Source organism: Natronococcus sp. CG52 (assembly GCF_023913515.1).
Taxonomy (GTDB): domain Archaea; phylum Halobacteriota; class Halobacteria; order Halobacteriales; family Natrialbaceae; genus Natronococcus; species Natronococcus zhouii.
In genome coordinates this window covers 1,178,656-1,200,334 of record NZ_CP099391.1, presented here as the reverse complement: position 1 = coordinate 1,200,334, position 21,679 = coordinate 1,178,656, and the positions used below count along the sequence as shown (strand labels likewise).

Here is a 21,679-nt window from a genome sequence, read left to right as displayed (position 1 = left end):
CGGTCGCACTGTCCGCGGTTCTCGCTTGCTTCGCTCGCTCCGAACCGCGCTCCCGTCGTGCGATCGGGTGTGCAGTGACTTTCAGCGGCTACGATAGCTTACGCTGCGTCGGCGACCGCGTCTTCGACTTCGGCGTACTCGGGTTCGACGCCGGGATCGTCGCTGACCCACGCGTAGGTGATCTCGCCGTCGTCGTCGACGACGAACACTGAGCGCTTGGCGACCCCGTAGACGCCCAGGTCGTCGAAGTCCATCTCGACGCCGAAGTCCTCGATGAGGTCCTTGTTCAGGTCGCTGATGAGGCCGAACTCGAGGTCGTTCTGGTCGCGAAACTCGTTGAGCGTGAACGGCGAGTCGCGGCTCACGCCGTAGACGCTGGCGTCGACCTCGTCGAACGCCGAGAGCCGATCCTGGAACGTGCACATCTCGTCGGTACAGACGCTCGTGAACGCGCCGGGAAAGAACGCGAGGACGATCGGCGCGCCGTCCTCGAGGTCCTCGGAGAGCGTAACAGAGTCGACGTCGCCGTTTGCGAGCGGTGCCGTAAAGTCCGGTGCGGCGTCTCCAGTTTCTACCATCGGACGTGAGTTACGTCCATACGGGAAAGACAGTTTCGTTCCCGGTAGCCCGGTTCATCGGTGCGAGTGGCTCACGCGGGAATCGAAACGGCTGGCGCGAAGCAGACGCGACGACCCCAGTTCGAACAGTTGATTTCGGGGTTCCGTTTTCCGTATCTTCCGAGAGATCTCTCTCCAGCGGCTGAATGTCCGCCTCACGAATTTACCGTCCGGTCCAAAAAGATTATAATTGCCAGTCGGTAAGCCACGCATAGAGATGGCACTCGAAATTGCACCGCTGTTTGCCCCCATCCCAGGGGGTCCGGAACTACTGATCATCCTTTTCATCGCCATTCTGCTCTTCGGGGCAAACAAGATCCCGAAGCTGGCACGGTCGACGGGCGAAGCCATGGGCGAGTTCCAGAAGGGGCGTGAAAAGGTCGAAACCGAACTCGAGGAGATGCGCGACGCCGGGTTCGAAGAGGGCGAGGAAGAGGAGTTCGCCGCCGCCAAGGCGGAGGGCGAACTCGACACCGACGACGACTTCGTCGACACGGAACCGGTCACCACCGAGGAAGAGACCGAAACCGAAACGGAATCGAACTAGCGCTTTTTTCCGACGGGGCGTGTGGCCTAGCGGATAGGGCAGGAGGTTCCTAACCTTCTGATCGTGGGTTCGAATCCCGCCACGCCCGTTGCGGTCGCGAACGGACGTGAGTGACCGCAACGGGCCCGGGATTCGAATTAGAGAAGTCGCGCGCAGCGAACCGAGCACGTCTTCGCGTGGTTCGAATCCCGCCGCGCCCGCTTACACACCATCTTCTTGCGAGTGTGCGCCACCTCGAGCGAACCACATCCTCGAGTACCAGCTACACGCACTACCCCCCACCCTCAACGAGCCGTCCACCCGCCGTCGACCGAGAGACAGGCGCCGGTGACGAAGCTGGCGGCGTCGCTCGCCAGGAAGACGACCGGACCGGCGATCTCTTCGGGGTCGGCGAACCGATCCAGCGGGGTGCGCTCGAGGATCGATTCCCGAAGCCGGTCGTTCGCTTCAACCTCCTCGGTCAGGGCCGTCGAGACGTATCCCGGCGCGACGGCGTTGACGCGGATCTCGGGTGCCCAGTCCAGCGACATGCTCCTCGTAAGCCCGACGAGTCCGTGTTTCGAGGCGACGTAGGGATGCTGACGCGGCAGGCCGACGATCCCGCCGACGCTCGCGACGTTGACGACGGATCCGCCGCCGTTCTCGTGGAGCGACGCCGCCGCCGTGGTCGTCACCTCGTAGGCGCCGCCGAGGTTGACCTCGAGTGTGCGATCGAACCCCTCCCTGGAGACGTCTTCCGGCCGACCGAGCGCGTCCTCCGGATTCATTCCCGCGTTGTTGACGACGACGTCGAGATCACCGAACGCGTCGACGGCTCGGTCCACCGCGTCGGCGACGGCGTCCGGATCGGTCACGTCGGCGGGAACGGCGAGCGCGTCGCCGCCGGCCGCTTCGATCTCCTCGGCAACCGCTTCGATTTCGGCGGTCGACCGAGCGGTCGGAACGATCGCAGCGCCGGCGTTCGCGAGTTCGATCGCGATCGCCCGTCCGATACCGCGTCCGCCGCCGGTTACCAGCGCGACTCGCCCGTCGAGATCGAATAGATCCGTCATCGTTCCTCCTGTCGGGAGCGATACTACCAAGTCCTTTCCCCGATGGTCCTTCGTGATCGGAACGGCGTTCACAGGACCGGTCCGTCACCCCGGTGGGCGGTTTCGTTCGTCCGAACATCTCATCGAAGCATTCGATCGCTCGTCCGGTTTCTTCCGTCCGGAGCTCGTTGGCTATATAGTCGCTTTGTGTCAATTTTATACAAAATAAATATACTTCTCTATTGCAGCTGTATTCGAAGGAAAATTGCCACGATCGACCGGTATCAGCCGGGCGAACGTTTCGTTCGATTCGTGACAAATCATAACGGAAACGAGATTATCAGAACTGGTAATGAGCGGATGAGTTTTTTGAGGGGTGAACGAGAGGTCGGGATAATGGCTATTGACGAGACCGACAAGTCAGACGCCGGACAGTTTTCTGACGGCGAGGCGTCTGGTCCTGTGTCGGAGGCGGATCGATCGACGGAGGTGGAGTCAGAACCGGACGTTCGCGTCGGCACGTACACCTGGGCGGAGTTCATGGAGGAGAACGGGCACGGAAACGAGGTATCGGCTCTGTATCCGGACGAACCCGAAACCGAGGATCAACTCGGACTCGACACGGACGAACCGGTCGAGCCGTCGGTTCCGAGCGGTGACGACTGGGACCGAGTCGAGTTCGATCCCGAATCCTATCTGGGCTACCACCCCGACGACCTCGAGGAGCTGATCACGGACGTCGCCGGAGCGAACGGGAACGTGCTCAACGAGATCTTTCTCGAGTACGTCGACCCGGAGACGACGCCGGTCGTCAAGGACGTCTGGACCTGGGAGCACTACAAGTGGGAGTACTACTACGACGAGGACGGGAACCGGCCACGCGACGACGACGGGGAGATCGTTCGCCACGACAGGGAGGAAGCGCTCGGGTTCGACACCCTCGAGCAGCGACTCGCCGCCGGCGACGACGCCGCGATGGAACTCGACGATATCGTCGAAGAACGGACGGTCGACGTCCAGGAGGATCTCGACGAAGACGAGTTCTTTTCGACAGTGGAGGGGAACACGACCGTCACCAACCGCTACGACCTCGAGAAGGCCGTCCCGATGGAGAAGAAGACTCACTTCCGGGAGGTCGAGCGCTACTGGGTGAACAAACCCTACGCCTGCGTCGTCATCTTCCACTCCGAGAAGGAAAACGAGAAGAAGTACTACATGATCGAGCCGTACCGGACCGAGATCGAGGCCGAACTCCAGGAGTTCCTCTCGGGAAAACTCAGGACGGCGATCAAGTACTCGGACGAGGGAGTCAAGGAGAAAGCCAGCGAGGACGGTCGACGCACGGTCATCGAGGAGGAGACGCGAAAGCTACTCAAACGGTACGACCTCTTCGAGAAGACGTCGGGCAGCACCGAAGCCGGCTTGCTCGAGTCGATCACGAGTCTCCTCGACGAAGACGACGACGACGAGGATTCGGGGCCGAGCCAACTCGAGGGAATCGCCGTGCGACCGGAGCCGGCGCTTCTCGCGGACGATCCGGACACGATGAGCGAGTACCAGGTCGAGAAACTGCTCTATCTGCTCAAGCGGAACTTCATCGGCTACGAGCGGATCGACGGGATCAAACACGACATCAACGTCGAGGACATCTCCGTCGACGGCTACAACTCGCCCGTCTTCGTCTATCACTCGGAGTACGAGCAGATCATCTCCAACATCTATCACGGCGAGGACGAACTCGACGACTTCGTCGTCAAACTCGCCCAGCGCTCGGGGAAGGGGATCAGCAAACGCCTCCCCCAGGTCGACGCGACCCTCCCGGACGGCTCCCGTGCGCAGTTGACCCTCGGAAAGGAAGTGTCCGACCACGGGACGAACTACACGATCCGCCAGTTCAAGGACGTCCCGTTCACGCCGATCGACCTCATCAACTGGAACACCTTCAGCCTGGAGGAGATGGCGTTCCTCTGGCTCGCGATCGAGAACCACAAGAGCCTGATCTTCGCCGGCGGTACCGCGTCCGGGAAGACGACCTCGCTGAACGCGGTCTCGCTGTTCATCCCGTCCAGCGCGAAGATCGTCTCCATCGAGGACACCCGGGAGGTCGAACTCCCGCAGCGCAACTGGATCGCGTCCGTGACCCGTCCCTCGTTCTCCGACGACTCGCAGGGTGACGTCGACGAGTTCGACCTGCTCGAGGCCGCGCTGCGACAGCGACCCGACTACATCGTGATGGGTGAGATCCGCGGTGAGGAGGGGCGAACGCTGTTCCAGGTCATGTCGACGGGTCACACCACCTACACCACGTTCCACGCCGACTCCGTCGACGAGGTACTGAAGCGGTTCACGACGGACCCCATCAACGTCTCGAAGACGATGTTCACCGCACTGGATCTCGTCTCGATCCAGACCCAGACCAGAGTCCAGGGTCGGAAGGTCCGCCGAAACAAGTCGCTCACCGAGATCAACCATTACGAGGCCGAACACGACGAGATCAACGTCCAGGACGTCTACCAGTGGCAGGCCGAGACCGACGAGTACCTCAGGATGGGGGACTCGAACACCATGGAGGCGATCCAGTTCGACCGGGGCTGGAGCACGGAAAAACTCGAGGAGGAACTGTTCAAGCGCGAAGTCATCATCGCTTACCTCATCAAAAACGGGCTGAACACGTACGCCGAGGTCGCGGCGACGGTTCAGGCGTTCATCAACGATCCGGATACGATCCTCACGCTCATCGCGAACGGGCAACTCGAGGACAGCCTCGACGATCTCCGCGAGATGGAGAGCGTGCTGATCGACGTCGATCCGGAGAAAGAGGAACTCGTCCCGCGGCCGGAAGCGACCTCGGAGACGTACAACCTCTCGATGGATCTCCTCGAGCGAGCGGAGGAGTCGCTGTTCGAGGAGTACCGCGGGCAGGTTCCGAGCGGTCTCGCGAGTACACTCGGCGACGTCGACGCGGAGTCGACCATCGAGGTCGACGGCTCCGACACCGAACCGGTCGACTTCTCGAGCACGATCGACGCCTGGGAGTTCGACGACGAAGACGACGGGTTCACGACAGCGACGAGCGACGCGAGCGACGCGCCATCGTGGCTCGAGGACGACGCCGGATTCGACGTCACCGCGGAGGCTGCCACTTCGTCCGAGGACACTTCGTCGCCGGCCCCTGCCGAGACGGCGGACGACGAGAGCGAACCCAACGGACAGCCGACGGAGACACCCGCTTCGACGGCCGACCTTCCTGCCATCGGCGACGGCACCGACACGGCGGACCAAGACAGCGACCTGCAGACGAACTCGGACGACGGATCCGATGCTGACGGCTCCGGGGCCGAGCCGAAGATACTGCCGACGGACGACGCCGACGAAAGCGATTTCGGCGGCCTGTTCGACGACATGAACGAGACGCTCGAGAAACTCGACGCGAGCGACCCGCCGGACGAAACCGACGAGTCCGACGCCGACACGCCGGACGACGAGTTTACGGAGACGGGTTTCGATTCGATTTTCGATCCGAGTGCTCCCGACGAGGAGTCGACTGCGGCGTTTAGCGGCGAGTTTCAGCAGGCGACGGCGGACGACGCATCTGACGATTCGGGAAGTGAGACGCCGACGGACGCCGAGTCGGAGCGAGATCGCGACGAACCGTCGGAGACGGACGATGCGGCGGAAACGAGCGAGGCTGGAGAGACGAGTGGGACGGACGGGACGAGCGAAGCAACAGCGGCGGCCGAGACAGGGAAAGCGACAACGGCGGCCGAGACGGCCGAGCGCGATGCGGAAGTCCCGAGCATCGACGTCGGGGCCGACGATAGCCCGGAGACCGAGAAGCCCGACCCCCCGACGATCGACGTTGGGGTAACCGACGAGGCGGCGAGCGGCGAGGAATCGATCTTCGGCGACGCCGCCGGAACGAGCGAGGACGAAGCCGGTGATGGCGCCAGCGATTCCGACGAGGACTCGATCTTCAGAACGGAAGCAACCGCCGAGAACGACGCAGACGACGAGGAATCGGACGCATGAGCCTCGGGACCGACAGCAGCGAGGGGTCCGGATCCCTCTCGGGGAGCGCCGACTCGTTCGGAGACTGGTTCTATCCGCTGTACGCGCGGCTGTTCAGCGAGGACAGCGATTTCGTCGCCGACGTCGAGACGAAGCTCGCGCAGGCGCGGATGACCGACACCGTCGAACTCTACCTCTCGCGTGCGCTCGGTATCGGCGTCATCACCGGGCTCTGTCTGTGGATCGTCGGGACGATTCTCGGCTACGCGCTCTTCGCCACCGGAATCATCCACGTCGACGAGATTCTCGGGTTTCCCGTCCGGAGCCAGACGGTCCTCGCGATCATCGAGCTGCTCAGAATTCCGGCTCTCATCACCGTAACGGGAATCGTGTTCGGATCGATCGGCTTCGCGATCGGCTTCGGTTCACTCGTTTCGATCCCGTACTCGCGTGCCTCCGCCCGGAAGCGCCAGATCAACATGCTCCTGACCGACTCCGTCTCGTTCATGTACGCGCTGTCGGTCGGTGGGCTCAACCAACTCGAAATCATCGAGGCGATGGCCCAGGCCGACGACACGTACGGCGAGGTCGCAAAGGAGTTCCAGAGCATCGTCAAGGAGTCGGACTACTTCGACGTTGACTACCGAACGGCGATCCGCAAACAGGCCCTCGAGACGCCGAGCGACGAACTCTCGCAGTTTCTGACGGATATGCTCTCGATCGTCAACAGCGGCGGCGACATGGAGAGCTTCCTCGAGGACAAGAAGGAAAAGCACATGCGCACCGCCAAGCAGGAACAGGAGATCACCCTCGAAACGCTCGAACTCTTCGGGGAGATGTACATGACGCTGTCGCTGTTCCCGCTGCTGCTGATCATCATCATGGTGATCATGCAGATGATCCCGGACGCGGACGTCTCGAATCAGATGCTCTACATGACCGTCTACGGGCTGATTCCCCTCATCGGAGTCGGGTTTCTCGTCATGCTTTCGACGGTGAAAGAGGACGAGCCCGGCGACGGCTACCTCTCCCTCGGCGACGGCAACCGGCGGGTCCAGGGCGCCCAGGAACAGAGCCTGCTCAACCTCGGCCTCGTCGAACAGTTCACGGGCGAGCACAGCGTCTTCGACCGGATCAAGAACCGCGAGGGAACCCACGAAACCGTGTCGGTGTTGCGACAGCCGCACATCTTCTTCCGGGATAACCCGCTGTACACGCTGGCGCTTACCGTTCCGGCGATGCTCGTTATCGTCTCGACGGCCATCATGACTGGTTCGGCACCGACCTCCTGGGACGGGCTGCTCGAGAGCGCCGTCTGGGGAACGTTCGTTTACATCTACCTGCCGCTGTACGTCGTCGCGATCCCGCTGGCGATCTTCCGCGAGTGGAACGTACGAAACCGAAACGCCGTCGTCAACAACCTCTCGGAGGACTTGCGAAAGCTCTCGAGTGCGAACGATACCGGACTGACGCTGCTCGAGTCGCTCAAGTCGGTTTCGGACACGACGAGCGGCAGACTCGCTCGCGAGTTCGAGATGATGCACACGAAGGTCAACTACGGAATGAGCCTGAAGGAGGCGCTCATCGAGTTCAACAACAAGTACCACATTCCGCGTCTCGCCCGAACCACGCGGCTGATCTCCGAGGCGCAGGAAGCGTCGAACCAGATCTCGTCCGTCCTCCGCACCGCCGCTCAAGCCAGCGAGAACCACGACGATATCGAACGCGAGCGCAAGTCGCGGACGATGATGCAGGTCGTGATCATCATCATGACGTTCCTGACGGTGCTCGCCGTGATCGCGATCCTCAAGACGCAGTTCATCGATACGATGGCCGGTCTCGAGACCGGCGGTGGCGGCGACGGCGGCGGCGACGGCGAACTCGCCGACGCCAACCTCAGCGAGAACATCGACGTCGACATGCTCTCCGTGCTGTTCTTCCACGCGGTGACCCTGCAGGCGATCATGTCGGGGTTCATCTGCGGCTACATGCGCGACGCCGACGTGCTGAGCGGGCTCAAGTACGCGGTGGGACTGGCGTCGATCGCGCTCGTCGGCTGGGTGATGGTGGCCTGACATGAGACGCAGAAACCGATCCTCCGATCGAAGCCGGAAACGAACATGCGAACAGCGGCCAAGAACGATTTCGGTCTCGCTGCCGGACCGCGGCCAGACGACCCAGGATTTCGCCGTCGGCATCGGCGTCTTCCTGCTGTCGATCGCGTTCGTCTTCTCGTACATTCCGTCGCTGACGACGCCGTTCGACTCTCCGGTAGGCGGCGCGGAGACGGCGCAAGCGGACCGCATCGCGGACCGACTCGTCTACGAACTCTCCGCGGGAGATCAGAACGAGATCGACGGCGGGGAATTCGTCGATCCGTACATGGCTGACGAGGACGAGCTGATCGACCTCGGATTACGGGCGAACGGAGACGCCGTCTTCGACCACGTGAGTGTGCGCCTCGAGACGCTCGACGGAGAGGTTCTCGAGGAGGAGGACGAGGGATCGCTCGTCACAGGGACCGCGACGTACGACGACCAGTCCGCGGCGAGTTCGGCTCGAATCGTTACGTTCGCCGATAGCGACGAGTTCGAACTCGTTACCGAGTTCCAAGACGAGCCCGCCTATCGGCTCGTCGTGAGGGTCTGGTGATACCATGCTCGAGAGCGACACCACGTCAGGAACCGATCGCGGGCAGGCCTACACGCTCGAGGGGTTCATCGGTGCGATGGTCGTGCTGATGGCGGTCCTCCTCGCGCTCCAGTCCGTCGTCATCATGCCGACGACCAGCGGGACGGCGGATCGAGGGGTTCAGAATCAACTCCAGCAGGAGACGAAGGACGCCCTCGTCGTCGCCGCGCAGGACGGTGATCTCTCGGAGACGATTCGGAACTGGGACGAGGATGCGAATGACGGAGAGGGAGGGTTCCACAACGCGAGTCAGCCGGGGCCCGATGGAGAACGGACGTACGATGTCGGCTCCTTCGCGAACCAGTCGACGCTCGGCGAGATCCTCGAGTCGAGATTCGCCGATAAAGGTCGCAGCTACAACGTCGAACTCGTCGCCAACGACGGCGGGGAGTTCAACGCGACCAGACTGGTGTACCAGGGGTCGGCGCCGCCGGACGCCTTCACTGCGAGTTACACCGTGACGCTGTACGAGGACGATATTCTGACGGCCCCGAGTGATAATCCGTCGACATTGGAGAATAGCAGTACGTATCCAGTCTCGAATGAGGGTGACGATCCTCTCTACAACGTCGTCGAAGTACGGGTGGTCGTATGGTAAGTGACGTTCGCTCTCGAGACCGGCAGGAAAGCAGTGCTAACGATTCTCGAGATCGCGGTCAGATCATCCTCATCGGCGCGATCACGTTGGCGTTCATCGTACTCGGAATCGTCGTCGTATTTAACGGAATTCTCTACACGGAGGCACTCTCTTCGGGGTCCTCGAGTCAAAGCGAACTCGATACCAACACGATCGAGTACGAACTCGGAGCGGGTGTCGGTGGGCTCGCTCATCAGGGGAACCTCGAGTGGAGCGCGGAGAATCGATCCGACTACGAATCGGACATGACCGCAGCTACGGAGGGATTCGACGAGACGTATCTGAACTCGAAAGCGAACAGCCGACCGGAAACGGCCCGAATCGAGTTCATCGAGGTCGACGAGGACGCCACCGTCGTCCGGGACAAAAGTATCGATCCACTCGAGATTGACATCGATAATCAAATCGGTCACCTCGAATACAAACTCGAAAGCGGCGGAGAAGACGGGGAACTCGAGATAGAAGTCGAATCAGGCGGAAATTCCGAGAATCTAATATTCGTAGAAAGCAACGGAGCGTTCGAGGTGGACTACGAGGGGAACACGTGCGCTATTGATCACGATGAGCCTCGCGTCGACCTCGTTACTGGTGACGTACTCGTTCCGACGGACAACGATTGTGACGTGTCACTGATCGATCCGACTACCGAGTACGATACGATCGCGGTTGATAATGCGAACGGCAATATCAGCGGAACGTACGATCTCGTTACGAAGGGAGAAGAGGATCTGGGACTCGCAGACGAACACCACGGAGCATGGTCCGTCGAGGTCAGGATCACCTACGAGTCGCACGACGTGTCCTACGGACAAACGAAGACTGTGGATATTTACGAGGAACGACAATGACGAGGGGCGACCGATTCGCTACCGATGACCGTGCAGTCTCCATCTCCGTCACGCACGTCCTGACGATCGGGATTACGACGATCCTCGTCGCGATGTTGCTGATCGCCGGAAGTTCGGTACTCGAGGCGCAGACCGACCGCTCGGTCGACTCGTCGCTCGAGACCGTCGGTGAGCGACTCGCCAGTGAGATCGACAACGTCGATCGAATGGAGAACTCCGGCGCGGACGACGTGAGAGTCACCGCCGATCACCCGCGGACCGTTTCGAACACGGGATACACCGTAGAGTTGCGTGAGGACTGCGACGCGCCCTTGCTCGACGGCGAGACCGATTGCGTCCGGCTGTCGGCATCCGACGTCGACGTCGTCGTCTACGTCCCGCTCGCAGACGGTGTCGATATCGACGACGGGAGTTTGGTCTCGGGTGGAACGATCGAAATCGTCTACGACGATACCGAGAACGAAATCACACTAGAGGAGGCGAACTGATGCGACGAAATCGAACACCAGGAACGGGCGACGAGGATCGCGCGGTCTCGGAGGTGCTCTCGTTCGTGCTCGTCTTCGGGATCATCATGACGTCGGTCGCAGTGCTGTCGATGACCGGTTTCCAGGCGATGGAGGGCTACCAGGAGGGCGAACAGCTTCGAAACGGCGAACGCGCGATGGACGCCCTCGCGGACAACTTCAACGACGTCCTCCGGTACGACGCGATCGATAAACGACACGGTGAACTGTCGCTCCGGGAGGGGACGGTAACGACCGGCAGCGGCGGGACCGAGATCAACGTTTTTGTCGATGGTGACCCCATCGGAACCAAGAGCGCCTTCTCGACCGTGGAAAACGAGAGGGTCGAGCTCGGTACGTTCAACTACGAGTACGACTCCGAGACGATCGCGTACGAAGGCGGCGGAGTCGTTCGAGCCAGCGAGTCAGGGAGCGTCATGCTCGAGGACCCGCTGCTGACCTGCCGCGATGACACCGCGATCGTCTCGCTCGTGCAAATCGACGCGGACAGCCGATCGATACAGAGCAGTGACGGCGTCGGATTCACGATGCGCGTCGAAGAGCGGAATAGCGCAACGTACGGCGTTTCGGACGACGTTTCGATCGAAGTCGAGGACACATCGTACGACCGAGCCTGGGAATCCGTCGAGGATGACTGGAACAATTGTGATGCTACCCAGGTACAGGTAACTGTCGTGACCGTCGACATCGACTACTGACTCTTCTTCTTCGCTACTCCCAGTCGCCGGTCAGCATCGCACGCAATCCCGCTCGAGACGCCAGCGCTTCGACCCGGCTCGCCTGACGGTCGACGTCGCCGTCGGTCTCGAGGTAGTAGCCGTTCGAAAGCTGCCGTGGCGACCCCATCGGCGAGCCGTCGGCGCGAATCGGCTCGTCGTTCAGGACCGTCTCGAGGTCCCCGTTCGACGGGCTCCAGGGAACCGAGACTCCGGCGAGCCCGCGGTCGAGGCAGTACTCGGTCGCCTGGACGAGCGCCCGCGTAGCCGAGGAGTGACCGATCGCACCGATCGACCCGCGGTCGGTGAAGAAGCGAACGACGTACTCGCCGTCGTCGTCGTCGCGATCGGACGCTGGCCGGTCGCCGTCGGCCAGTTCCGAATTCACGTCGGGACTCGAGTCTGACTCGTCCTGTTGTGGCTCCGTCGTGCCGGTTTCGGTCCGATCGCCGTCGTCGAGATCGAGTTCGTCGGTCGAGAGTGATGACCCCGTGTACTCGAGTGAGATGCCATCCCGGTCGCTCACCGCGTCACGGTCCTCGTCGGTGAACGAGACGACGAGCCGGTCGAGCAATCGCTCGGCGCCGGCCTCGAACTCGTCCGCGTGGCGTCGGTCGCCGGTAGCGGCCGTCAGCTCGTCGACGATCGAGTCGCGGATCGCCGTCCGTTCGACGGCAAGCTGGCGAGCGACGGCTTCGCGGGTGCCACGCTCGAGACGATCCCGGGCGTTTGCACGCGAGTAGTGTCGCAGCGACGATTCGTGGTCCGAGAGCGACGGAAGTCGACAGGCCAGTTGCTCGACGTCGGTCGTCCCGGCGAACAGGAGGTACTCGCGACCGTTCGTGTAGACTGCGCGGTCGACGCCCGTCCACGCCATCGCCTCGAGCAGCTCCGGGACGCGGGATTCGTCCAGCGACTCCGGGCAGGGTTCGACGGCGACGAACACGGCCGGGATCGAACCGACGGCCAGAACGTACTCGAATCGCGCGTCCTCGAGCGTTCGATCGGTCCACCATCCTTCGTCACGGAGCGACCATCCGAGCGCCTCGAGAAACGGCTCGACGAGCCAGGTACGGGTTTCGCGTTCCGTCGTCGGCGGCGTCGAACCGACGATCGACAGGCCGCGAGCGACGAACGGATCCACGTCGAGATCGGTCATCGTTCGTGAATAGTCGACGGACGCCGATGTAAGGGTTCGTGATACCTTCCGCAGACTCGGTAGCCGCGGAGAGACTGCAGACCGGAAAACGCTGTCGAGAACGCACTGACGTTCTGACGCTCGTCTCAGAAAGGTGAGGAAGCGGCCGACGCGCTACGATTGCGAACTCGGGTTCGCGGTGCGACCGCCCGTCTGACCGTTCCCGCTCGTTGCCTGCTGGTAAATTCGGAGCCGGGCGTTCTGAACGGAGAACGCGGACTTGAGCGCCGGCGGAATCGTCTCCGCCTTACCGATGACGAGGTACGCGTCGGCGTGCAGCGACCGGGAGATGGTCCGGAGCATCGGTCGCTTGTAGTCGTTGTCGATGTAAATGAACAGGTTGCGACAGACGACGAGGTCGAAACCGGCCTTGGGATCGTCGTTGATCAGATCGTGTCGTTCGAACCGGACGTTGCGTCGAACGTCGTCGGCGACCCGGTACCGACGTCCGTCGACATCGACGTACTGCGCGTACTCGTCGAGAAAGGAGAGCTGGTCACCCAGATCGACGGTTCTGGATTCCTCGTAGACGCCGGATCTGGCCGTCTCGAGGGCCGGTTCGCTGATGTCCGTTCCCAGCACGTGGACGCGAGAGTCGTCGATCTCGGAATCGTCGTGAGCGAGCATCGACACGGAGTACGGTTCGCGACCGTCCGCACACGCGGCGCTCCAGACGTGGACCGTCTCGTTTCGCTTCGAGAGCGTCCGGAGCACCGTACGGATTCCCGACCAGACGTCGGGGTTTCGAAAGAAGCCGGTGACGTTGATGCTCATCGCGTCCAGCAACGCGACCTGTTCCTCGGAGTCCCGACGGAGGAGGGCGAAGTAATCCCGATACGTCTCCGTTCGGGTTCGGCGCATCCGGGAGGAGATGCGCCGATCGAGGTAGCTGTCGTTGTAGTGGCTCGTCGCGAACTCGAGTTCGCACTCGACGAACTCGAGAATGTCGACGAACGCCTCGTCTGCGCTCACAGTTCGGTCACTCCGTTCTCCTCGCTGCTCGCCGTCTTGACGAGCAGCGTTCCCGAGCCGGGCGTGAACTCGACGGTCCGGCCGTAGTCGCCGCCGACGTCTTCCGCGACGATCGGCACGCCGAGTTTCTCGAGTTCGGCCCGGGCGGCGGCGACGTTTCGATCGCCGACGCCGTCGCCGAAGCTCTCGAACTCGAACATGTCGCTGCCGCCGGCGAGCTTCGCCTCGACGGTCGTGTAGCTGGCGCCCCGCTCGACCATCCGTCGAAGCAGCGCCCGGATCGCGGTGTCGGCGTACTTCCCCGGCTTGACGTCGCTGTTGTCGGCGTTGTCGCCGTCGGGGAGCATCGTGTGAGCGAGGCCGCCGATCTCGGAGTCGGGATCGTAGAGGGCGATCGCGAGACACGAGCCCAGCCCGTAGGATCGGAGGGTGTCGTTGCCGTCGCTGACGGCCAGTTCGGAGATGCCGACCTGGACCGACTGCGGTGCGCCGGGTTCGCTTCCGTACGTCTTCATACGTTTTCGAGCTCCTGGAACTCGGCCGTCGTCGGCGCGTCCTCGATTCGATCGACGTCGAGGTCGTTCAGCGCGCGCTCCAGGTCGTCCTCGTCGGGGATCGCGTACACCTCGCAGTCGAACTCCTTCCCGTCGGCCATCACGACGGTGTCGAAGACGAACGCGAAGTCCTGGTTCTCGCCGAGCTGGATGATGACGGGGTCGACGGCCGCAGCGCCGATGTCGTGGATGAACTCCGGCGGCGAGTGATCGATCGTCGTATCCAGCACGTTCGCCCACCCGTCCAGGAAGCCGCTCGCCATGATGTTTCCGAGTTCCGTGATCGCGCTCGTGCGCATCTCGCCGAACCCGTCCTCGTCGACCGCCGTCGGCAACATCGCGTCGGCGATCTCGTGGGCAGAGTCCTCGTCGAACAGGAACAGCAGGTAGCCACTCGGCAACCCGTCGAACTCGAAGGCGACGCCGACGAGCATCTCCTCTGCGATCTGTTCGGGGATCGCCTCGAGCGAGACGAAGTTCAGCCGCCGAATCTCGACGCTGGTGTCGATTCCGGTCAGCGTCGTCGCCGTCTCGGCGACCTCCTCGGCACCGCGTTCGGCCATCCGGTCGAAGCCGTCGAGTTTGTCGTAGTCGATACCCTCACTCGTCCGGAGCTGCTCGAGGAGTCGTGCCATCGACTCCCGCTTCGGAAAGAGGTAGTGACTGAAGCCGATCTCGGTGCCAACGGTCTCGATCCGGCTCTGGAAGAGCAGTGCGAGGTCGTCCTCCGCGGGCGTTTCGTCGATGTCGCCGAAGAACGGCTCGGCGGAGGCGCCTTCGACGAACTCCGGCGTCGAGACGTCGATGACGGCTTCGAGAACGTCGGCCCAGCCGTCGATGAAGCCGCTGTTCATGATGTGGCCGACCTCGGTCGTCGCGCTCCTGGCCATCTCGTCGAACTCCTCGGAATCGGTCTCGTCGAGCAGCGTCTCGACGATCCGAAGGGCGTTCTCGCGGTCGAAGACGATGACAGAGTAGCCCTCGATGGCCCCGGTGAGCTTGACGCGAACGCCGACTTTCTGCGCCGAGTCAGCGAACTCCCGACCGATCTCCCGGCCGCGCATGAAGTTGAGTTTCGTCACGCCGACTCGCGTCTCGACGCCCGTCATGTGGGTCAGCCGGCCCGCTGCCAGTCCGGCTCCCTCTCGAGCCATCCGGTAGAACGTCCCGAGTACGTTGACGTCGAGTTTCATGCTGTGGTGACTTCGAGGTCGTTGACCATCTCGACGAACTCCTCGAGTTCCGGGAACGCGTAGATCTCGGCCTCGATCTGATAGCTCGGCACCGTCAGATCGGAGTCGAAGAACAGCGCGAGGTCGTCGCCGCCGAGTCCCGCCGTCCGAACGGCGATGTCCCCGGCGGACGCGTAGACGAGTTGCGGCGCGGCGGTGTCGATCCCACGACCGAGCACGTCGGCCCAGCCGTCGATGAAGCCGCTCGCCATCATGTTCCCCATCTCTTCGACGGCGCTTCTGGCCATCTTCCCCGAGACGCCGGACATGTCGTCGACGACGTCCTGGAGCATGATCGCCGTGATCTTCTTCGCGCTCGCCTCCGGGAACAGGACGAGGATGTGTCCGTGTGGCGGGTCGAGCAGTCGAACGCGAACGCCGACGCGCTTTCCGGGATCGAGTTGCGCCTCGAGGTCGTCGACGGCGATGAAGTTCGTCTTCGTCACCTCCATCTGCGCGTCCTCGCCGGTTAGTTTACTCATGTTGTCGGCGACGCCGTTCGTCCCGACTTTTGCCAGTTCGTTTATGAAACTTAGTTTCCGAATGTCTACCTTCAGCGTCATGGATTGCTCGGTGGGGGTGTGTGTTCGTTCATAGCGTCGTTACGTCCAGAATGGTGACCACTTCGCCGCGCCCGCGGACCGTCGCACCGCTGACCCCGGGGACGTCGCTCATGAAGCCCTCGAACGGCGTAACGACGACCTCCTGCTGGCCGTGAACGTGATCACAGCCCAGCGCGATCGACCGAATATCGTCGCGGATTCTGACAATCATTCCGTCGCCGTCCGTCCTCGCCTCCGGCGTCTCGAGTGCCTCGTCGAGGGAGACGAACGGGCAGTCGTCGTCGGCCGTCTCGACGGCTTCGGCGGCCTGGATGTCCGCGACGGCCTTGGTCGGGATACCGAACTCCTCGCCGCCGCTCTCGAGGAAGAGCACGTCGTCGATGGCGATCGAGACCGGCAGCGTCATCGTGACGGTCGTCCCCTCGTCGGGGTCGCTGTCGACCGTGACGGTCCCGTCGAGATCCTCGATCGTCCGCTCGACGACGTCCATCCCGACGCCGCGTCCGCTGACGTCGGTCACCTCGTCGGCCGTCGACAGTCCCGGGTGGAAGACGAGATCGTAGGCCGCGTCGTCCGAGAGGTCGGCCGCCTCGGAGTCGGTGAGGAGGTCCGCCTCGACGGCCTCGGACCGAAGTCGGTCGGGATCGAGACCGCTCCCGTCGTCCGCGACCGTAATCGTCACGCGATCACGGGCCCGCTCGGCGGTAACCGTCACGGACCCCTCCCGCGGTTTGTCCGCGTTCTCTCGCTGTTCGGGCGGTTCGATCCCGTGGTCGACGGCGTTTCGAACCAGGTGAATCAGCGGATCGCCGATCCGATCGAGAATACTCCGGTCGAGTTCGACGTCCTCGCCGGTCATCTCGAAGACAACTTCCTTGTCCTGCTCGCGAGCGATGTCGCGAACGACTCGCGGGAGCCGGTTCGTAACCGTGTTCAGCGGAACGAGCCGAACGTTCGTCACCGTCTCCTGGAGTTCCGTCGTCAGGTCCTCCAGGTCGTCGAGTTCCGCCGCAATCGCTCGCAGGTCGTCCCCCTCGTCGATCGCGTGTCGAAGCCGAACGCGGCTCGTGACGAGCCCCTCGACCAGAGTGAGCAGCGAGTCGATCTGCTCGACGTCGACGCGAACCGACTGGGTATCCTCGTCACCTTCATCGTCTCCGCGCGTCCGATCCGACCGCTCCGGGACGGTAACGTCCGGAATCTCGAGATCGGGTTCGTCGACGATCGGTCCTTTCGTCCCGTCGTCACCGGTCGCGTCCGTATCGAAACCGTCCGCGGATGCATCCGACTCCGAGGCGAACGTGGTGTCGTCCGTCCCGACCTCGTCCGCGAACGAGTCGTCGAAGTCGGTCTCGAATCCCGCGTCGTCGGCGAACGGATCACCGAACGTTTCTTCGAAGTCGTCGGCTGCGTCGTCCTCGGACTCGATCGAGTCCGGCTCCTCGCTCTCGGACTCGCCGTCGAACGCCGCGAACTCCGTCTCGAACGCCTCCGCACCGCTCGCCTCGAGCGATTCCGAGCCGAACGTCGTTTCGAACTCGTCTGCATCCTCGGTCCCGACGTCGAACGGGTCGGATTCGTTCAGTTCGTCCTCGCCGAACCCCGCCGTCTCGAGCGTGTCAGCCTCGTCGCTCCCGCTGAATCCGTCCGTGTCATCGCTTTCGTCGAATCCGTCCGTGTCGTCGCTCGCATCGAATCCGTCCACGTCGGTGACCGTCTCGGTATCGTCGATCGTTTCGACGTCCTCTTTCTCACCGGCAACGTTCGTCGACTGGTCGACAGTCGAGTCGTCAGCGGTGTCGGTCACGCCGTCCGTCTCGAGCGCGTCCTCGGCGTTCGCGATTGCCGTCACGTCGTCCATCTCCGGCTCGGCCGGTGACGACGCGACACTCGACTCGTTCTCGTCCGTCGCGGAGGCCTCGGATCCGGAGTCGTCCGGCACGGCGGCCGTGGCCGACTCCGTCTCGGAACCGTCCGCGGACGTTCGATCCGCTGCGACCGGGTCGGTATCGTCCACATCGGCTTCGTCAGCATCGGATTCGGGCGGTCGTTCGCCGGCTGTCGACGCCGATTCGATCGCATCTTCAGCGTCCACGTCCTCGGGCACTTCGTCCTCCTCGCCCCCGGTTCGGTCGCTCCGTTCCTCGAGGTGTCCGCCGTCGTCCTCGAGTTCCGTACCGGACTTGTCGTCGCCGATCTCCGGTTGCTCGTCGTGATCGTCGCCAGCGTCCGCCGCTGGCCCCGATTCTGCCGAAGACGCTACGTTTGCTCCCGACGGCTCGGTATCGGCGTCGGCGGCCGTTTCGACGTCGGCCGTGGCGTCCGAATCCGCGTCAACGGACACCGTTTCAGCTTCGGCGTCCGCCTCTTCGATAGCGTCCTCGTCGTCGACAGCGGGTTCGTCGTCCGGCGCTGAAGCCCGTGTCTCGTTCGCTTCCGGAGACGGCGCTTCGTCCGGTTCCGGAGAGTGATCGTCGCCGAGTTCGTCGTCAGACTGGACGTCCTGCTGATCGCCACGCTGCTCGAGAGCTGGCGCATCGTCCTCGAGATCCGAACCGTCCGCCTCGAGGCCTAATTCGTCTCCCGAAGGGTCTAACTCGTCCGCCTCAAGAGGTTCCTCGTCCGCCTCGAGGCCAACGTCATCCTCGAGGTCGCCGGCGAGGAAGGGATCGTCGTCGACGTCGTCGCCGAGGAGTTCCGACATGCTGACCTCCTCGTCGTCGTCGAACTCGTCGAACTCGAGTTCGGCGAGTTCGTCCTGGAGTTCGTCGAAGCCGACCATCTCGACTTCGTCTTTCAGTTCGTCGAAAACCGCACCGGCGTCGTCGACGGGTTCGTCTGCATCCGGTTCGTCGTCAGGGTCCACCGCCGAGGAATCGTCCGCTGCTGCCGTCGACGCCGTGTCGGAGCCAGCTGTCGGCTCGCTTTCCGGCCCGAGGTCGTCGACTTCGTCCCCGAGCAGATCGTCGAACGAGCCGGCGTCGCCCATATTCTCGAACGGGTCGAGTTCGTCGTCTTCGAACTCCTCGACTCGCTCGTCCAGGTTATCGAACTCGTCGAACTCCGCGAGCAGGTCGTCGACCTCGAGATCCTTGGCCTCGTCCGTGGAAAGGTCGTCTTCGACCTCCTCGACGGCAGTGAGACGATCGGTTACCGAGACGATCTCGAACTCGTCGACCTCCTCGACCGGTTCGAGCCCCGACGCGATCGCAGCTTCGCCGACTGGGGTGCCGAAGACGGCATCGAAGGAATCACCGTAGTCGTCGGCCTCGATCGCGCTTCGCGGGGGCTCGGTTCCGAGCAGATCGAAGGCGTCGATCAGCGCCTCGACGACCAGTTCGCCGTAGTTGATCTCCTCGTGAGGCGTGATCGCGAGTCGGGCGAGGTAGGCGTCGTGGTCGGGGTCGGCCGGCGGCTCGAACCGCGCGAGCACGGCGTCGAGTTCGGCCGGCGAAAGCGAGTCGATCGTCGTCCTTCTCTCCGTCTCGAGTTGGGTCCGCAGTGACTCGATCGTTTCCGAAGGATTGGTGTCGATTTCGCCGCTGTCGGCAACCTCGCCGATCATCGTCTCGAGTTCGTCGACGGCGTCGAAAATGGCGTCCATCGTCTCGGCGTCGACGTCGAGTTCGCCGGAGCGAACGGCGTCGAGCAGGTCTTCGATCGCGTGTGCGAGGTCGCTCGCCGGTTCGAGACCCATCGCACCGCAGTTCCCCTTGAGGGTGTGTGCGATCCGGAAGATCTGTTCCATCGCCTCGCCGTCGTCCGGCGACTGCTCGAGTGCCAGCAGCGCGTTGTTCAACTCCGTGATTTGCTCTTCGCTCTCCTGAACGAAGTCTGTCACATAATCAGTCATCGGTCTCACCTTCCACACTGAAGACGTCGACGAGGGCGTCGACGATCCCGTCCGCGGGTACGACGTCGTCGACGTGACCCGTCCGAATCGCCTGTCCGGGGATGCCGAAGACCGGACTCGTCGCCTCGTCCTGCGCGACGGTGTGGCCGCCGCCGCCGCCGATGGCTTCGATACCGGCCGCGCCGTCGCGACCCATTCCGGTCAGCACGACGCCACAGAGCGGATCGTCGACCCGCTCGGCCGCGCTCTCCATCGTCACGTCGATCGCCGGCCGGACGCCGTGGCGCGGGTCGCCGTCGTCGAGTCGAAGCCGAAGCCGTCCGCCGACGCTGGCCGCGATCTCGAGGTGGTGATCGCCTGGTGCGATCACCGCCTCACCGGCTCGAAGACGGTCGCCGTCTCCGGCCTCTCGGACGTCGTACTCGCTTCGCGAGTCGAGACGGGCCGCGAAGCGGCCGGTGAATCCCGCCGGCATGTGCTGGACGACGAGCAGTTTCGCACCGAGTTCGATCGGTAACCGTTCGAACGTCCGTTCGATAATCTTCGGACCGCCGGTCGACGCCCCGAGAACGATCGTCGGGTTCGACACGAACTCGTCTGTCGCCGCCTCGTTCGCCGCTATCTCGGCATCGACCTCGACCTCGTTTCCGGGGACGCCGAATCGCGCTCCGGAACGTCGTTCCGGCCGTGGCTGCGACTCGGTGATCGTCTCCGTCGAACCCGTCGCCGAAACCGCCGTCGCCGCGGTAGCCCGTCGACCCGATCGCTCGGACCGCGTCGCGTGAGCGGTCGCCGACACGCGCGCAAGTGCGAGCGAGGAGACGTCCGCGTCCGCGAGTTCGCCGACCCGTTCGACCACCTCGTCGGCGAGGTGGGCGACGTTTCTCGAACCGGAGCCGTCGGGTTTGTGGACGAATCCGGCGGCACCGCGCTCGAGTGCGTCCAGCGTCGCCTCGGCGCCGCGCTCCGTGTAGGCGCTGAGCATGAGAACGACGGTCGGATTCGCCGTCATAATCCGTTCGACCGCGTCGATACCGTCGAGACCGGGCATCTGCACGTCCATCGTCACGACGTCCGGATCGTACTCGGCGACGGCGTCGACGGCGTCCGCACCGTTCGTCGCCGTCTGTACCTCGTAGCCGGCCTCCGTAAGCGCGTTGTCGATGACCGTTCGCATGAACCGGGAGTCGTCGACAACGAGTACGCGCGTCATGCCGCGATGACGTCCGAAAGCGCTTTTCTGACGCTTGGTTCCTCGAACGGTTTCGTCACGTATCCGTCCGCTCCCGCCTTGACGGCGAGTTTCATCTTTTCACGCTGGCCGACGCTCGTACACATGATGACGCGGGCATCCGGGTCGATCTTCTTGATCGCCGCGGTCGCCTTGATGCCGTTACACTTCGGCATCACGATGTCCATCATGACGATGTCGGGTTCGTACTCCTTGTACAGTTTGACGGCTTCGGCACCGTTGGACGCCTCTGCGAGGATATGGTACTCCTGCTCGAGTATCTGCTGGAGGAGATTGCGCATAAAATGAGAGTCGTCCACGATGAGCACCCCTGTCGACATTCAGTAGTACACCATCCCCCTGGTTGCGATACAACTACCATAAATGCTGTCTCTCGGTTATCAGTTGTGATAAACGTCGGGGATCGGTGAGAAACCGAGAACTGGGCGCTAAA

General features: G+C 63.1%; 18 protein-coding genes and 1 tRNA gene. 9 read left to right on the top strand and 10 right to left on the bottom strand.

Annotation, left to right across the window (positions count from 1 at the left end; translation table 11 throughout):
- Nucleotides 1–98: 98 nt before the first annotated feature.
- Nucleotides 99–578 carry a redoxin domain-containing protein gene (locus tag NED97_RS06220; RefSeq protein WP_252489852.1) on the bottom strand — a complete coding sequence of 160 codons (480 nt, stop codon included), beginning with the start codon at nt 576–578 and terminating at the stop codon, nt 99–101.
- A gap of 256 nt (nt 579–834) precedes the next feature.
- Between NED97_RS06220 and tatA the strand changes: the two genes are divergently transcribed.
- Nucleotides 835–1,164, top strand: a complete 330-nt coding sequence (gene tatA / locus NED97_RS06215) for a twin-arginine translocase TatA/TatE family subunit (RefSeq protein WP_252489851.1) — start codon at nt 835–837, stop codon at nt 1,162–1,164.
- Between the two features lie 15 nt (nt 1,165–1,179).
- Nucleotides 1,180–1,252, top strand: a tRNA-Arg gene (locus NED97_RS06210).
- A 196-nt stretch (nt 1,253–1,448) separates the two neighbouring features.
- On the opposite strand, the gene NED97_RS06205 is transcribed toward NED97_RS06210, so the two are convergent.
- Nucleotides 1,449–2,216 (bottom strand): SDR family NAD(P)-dependent oxidoreductase, encoded by a 768-nt coding sequence (locus NED97_RS06205; protein WP_252489850.1) that lies wholly within the window; start codon nt 2,214–2,216, stop codon nt 1,449–1,451.
- A 375-nt stretch (nt 2,217–2,591) separates the two neighbouring features.
- On the opposite strand from NED97_RS06205, the gene NED97_RS06200 reads away from it, so the two are divergent.
- From NED97_RS06200 to NED97_RS06170, 7 genes are read left to right on the top strand one after another with little or no spacing between them, the layout of a single operon-like run.
- Nucleotides 2,592–6,224: an ATPase, T2SS/T4P/T4SS family gene (locus NED97_RS06200; protein ID WP_252489849.1), complete on the top strand. Its 3,633-nt coding sequence runs from the start codon at nt 2,592–2,594 to the stop codon at nt 6,222–6,224.
- A complete protein-coding gene (locus NED97_RS06195; protein ID WP_252489848.1) occupies nt 6,221–8,278 on the top strand; it encodes a type II secretion system F family protein in 2,058 nt (685 codons plus the stop codon). Before NED97_RS06200 ends, NED97_RS06195 begins: the two co-directional genes overlap by 4 nt.
- Nucleotide 8,279: 1 nt before the next feature.
- On the top strand, nt 8,280–8,855 hold the full coding sequence (locus tag NED97_RS06190; RefSeq protein ID WP_252489847.1) for a DUF7287 family protein: 576 nt from the start codon (nt 8,280–8,282) through the stop codon (nt 8,853–8,855).
- 4 nt (nt 8,856–8,859) lie between these two features.
- A complete protein-coding gene (locus NED97_RS06185; protein WP_252489846.1) occupies nt 8,860–9,492 on the top strand; it encodes a DUF7288 family protein in 633 nt (210 codons plus the stop codon).
- Complete coding sequence (locus tag NED97_RS06180; protein WP_252489845.1) at nt 9,486–10,379, top strand: hypothetical protein; 894 nt, start codon at nt 9,486–9,488, stop codon at nt 10,377–10,379. Before NED97_RS06185 ends, NED97_RS06180 begins: the two co-directional genes overlap by 7 nt.
- A complete protein-coding gene (locus tag NED97_RS06175) occupies nt 10,376–10,867 on the top strand; it encodes a DUF7266 family protein (protein ID WP_252489844.1) in 492 nt (163 codons plus the stop codon). The genes NED97_RS06180 and NED97_RS06175 overlap by 4 nt, the downstream gene beginning before the upstream one ends.
- On the top strand, nt 10,867–11,604 hold the full coding sequence (locus NED97_RS06170; RefSeq protein ID WP_252489843.1) for a DUF7289 family protein: 738 nt from the start codon (nt 10,867–10,869) through the stop codon (nt 11,602–11,604). Before NED97_RS06175 ends, NED97_RS06170 begins: the two co-directional genes overlap by 1 nt.
- Before the next feature lie 13 nt (nt 11,605–11,617).
- Here the strand turns inward: NED97_RS06170 and NED97_RS06165 are convergent, their stop codons facing one another.
- From NED97_RS06165 to NED97_RS06130, 8 genes are all read right to left on the bottom strand, one after another.
- The gene (locus tag NED97_RS06165) at nt 11,618–12,781 is read right to left on the bottom strand and encodes a hypothetical protein (RefSeq protein WP_252489842.1); all 1,164 of its coding nucleotides are present in this window, start codon (nt 12,779–12,781) and stop codon (nt 11,618–11,620) included.
- Between the two features lie 153 nt (nt 12,782–12,934).
- Nucleotides 12,935–13,792, bottom strand: coding sequence for a CheR family methyltransferase (locus NED97_RS06160; protein WP_252489841.1), 858 nt, complete (start codon nt 13,790–13,792; stop codon nt 12,935–12,937).
- Nucleotides 13,789–14,307: a chemotaxis protein CheD gene (locus NED97_RS06155; protein WP_252489840.1), complete on the bottom strand. Its 519-nt coding sequence runs from the start codon at nt 14,305–14,307 to the stop codon at nt 13,789–13,791. The genes NED97_RS06160 and NED97_RS06155 overlap by 4 nt, the downstream gene beginning before the upstream one ends.
- Nucleotides 14,304–15,539 carry a chemotaxis protein CheC gene (locus NED97_RS06150; RefSeq protein ID WP_252489839.1) on the bottom strand — a complete coding sequence of 412 codons (1,236 nt, stop codon included), beginning with the start codon at nt 15,537–15,539 and terminating at the stop codon, nt 14,304–14,306. Before NED97_RS06150 ends, NED97_RS06155 begins: the two co-directional genes overlap by 4 nt.
- A complete protein-coding gene (locus NED97_RS06145; protein ID WP_252489838.1) occupies nt 15,536–16,141 on the bottom strand; it encodes a chemotaxis protein CheC in 606 nt (201 codons plus the stop codon). The genes NED97_RS06150 and NED97_RS06145 overlap by 4 nt, the downstream gene beginning before the upstream one ends.
- Before the next feature lie 28 nt (nt 16,142–16,169).
- Nucleotides 16,170–19,994, bottom strand: coding sequence for an Hpt domain-containing protein (locus tag NED97_RS06140; protein ID WP_252489837.1), 3,825 nt, complete (start codon nt 19,992–19,994; stop codon nt 16,170–16,172).
- Nucleotides 19,987–21,207, bottom strand: coding sequence for a chemotaxis-specific protein-glutamate methyltransferase CheB (gene cheB, locus NED97_RS06135; RefSeq protein ID WP_252489836.1), 1,221 nt, complete (start codon nt 21,205–21,207; stop codon nt 19,987–19,989). The genes NED97_RS06140 and cheB overlap by 8 nt, the downstream gene beginning before the upstream one ends.
- Nucleotides 21,204–21,566 carry a response regulator gene (locus NED97_RS06130; protein ID WP_252489835.1) on the bottom strand — a complete coding sequence of 121 codons (363 nt, stop codon included), beginning with the start codon at nt 21,564–21,566 and terminating at the stop codon, nt 21,204–21,206. Before NED97_RS06130 ends, cheB begins: the two co-directional genes overlap by 4 nt.
- Nucleotides 21,567–21,679: the final 113 nt, after the last annotated feature.

Bases quoted from the DNA above. Each gene is read 5' to 3' on its own strand.
- NED97_RS06220 (WP_252489852.1), bottom strand. From the start codon at position 578: ATGGTAGAAACTGGAGACGCCGCACCGGACTTTACGGCACCGCTCGCA.
- tatA (WP_252489851.1), top strand. From the start codon at position 835: ATGGCACTCGAAATTGCACCGCTGTTTGCCCCCATCCCAGGGGGTCCG.
- NED97_RS06205 (WP_252489850.1), bottom strand. From the start codon at position 2,216: ATGACGGATCTATTCGATCTCGACGGGCGAGTCGCGCTGGTAACCGGC.
- NED97_RS06200 (WP_252489849.1), top strand. From the start codon at position 2,592: ATGGCTATTGACGAGACCGACAAGTCAGACGCCGGACAGTTTTCTGAC.
- NED97_RS06195 (WP_252489848.1), top strand. From the start codon at position 6,221: ATGAGCCTCGGGACCGACAGCAGCGAGGGGTCCGGATCCCTCTCGGGG.
- NED97_RS06190 (WP_252489847.1), top strand. From the start codon at position 8,280: ATGAGACGCAGAAACCGATCCTCCGATCGAAGCCGGAAACGAACATGC.
- NED97_RS06185 (WP_252489846.1), top strand. From the start codon at position 8,860: ATGCTCGAGAGCGACACCACGTCAGGAACCGATCGCGGGCAGGCCTAC.
- NED97_RS06180 (WP_252489845.1), top strand. From the start codon at position 9,486: ATGGTAAGTGACGTTCGCTCTCGAGACCGGCAGGAAAGCAGTGCTAAC.
- NED97_RS06175 (WP_252489844.1), top strand. From the start codon at position 10,376: ATGACGAGGGGCGACCGATTCGCTACCGATGACCGTGCAGTCTCCATC.
- NED97_RS06170 (WP_252489843.1), top strand. From the start codon at position 10,867: ATGCGACGAAATCGAACACCAGGAACGGGCGACGAGGATCGCGCGGTC.
- NED97_RS06165 (WP_252489842.1), bottom strand. From the start codon at position 12,781: ATGACCGATCTCGACGTGGATCCGTTCGTCGCTCGCGGCCTGTCGATC.
- NED97_RS06155 (WP_252489840.1), bottom strand. From the start codon at position 14,307: ATGAAGACGTACGGAAGCGAACCCGGCGCACCGCAGTCGGTCCAGGTC.
- NED97_RS06150 (WP_252489839.1), bottom strand. From the start codon at position 15,539: ATGAAACTCGACGTCAACGTACTCGGGACGTTCTACCGGATGGCTCGA.
- NED97_RS06145 (WP_252489838.1), bottom strand. From the start codon at position 16,141: ATGACGCTGAAGGTAGACATTCGGAAACTAAGTTTCATAAACGAACTG.
- NED97_RS06140 (WP_252489837.1), bottom strand. From the start codon at position 19,994: ATGACTGATTATGTGACAGACTTCGTTCAGGAGAGCGAAGAGCAAATC.
- cheB (WP_252489836.1), bottom strand. From the start codon at position 21,207: ATGACGCGCGTACTCGTTGTCGACGACTCCCGGTTCATGCGAACGGTC.
- NED97_RS06130 (WP_252489835.1), bottom strand. From the start codon at position 21,566: ATGTCGACAGGGGTGCTCATCGTGGACGACTCTCATTTTATGCGCAAT.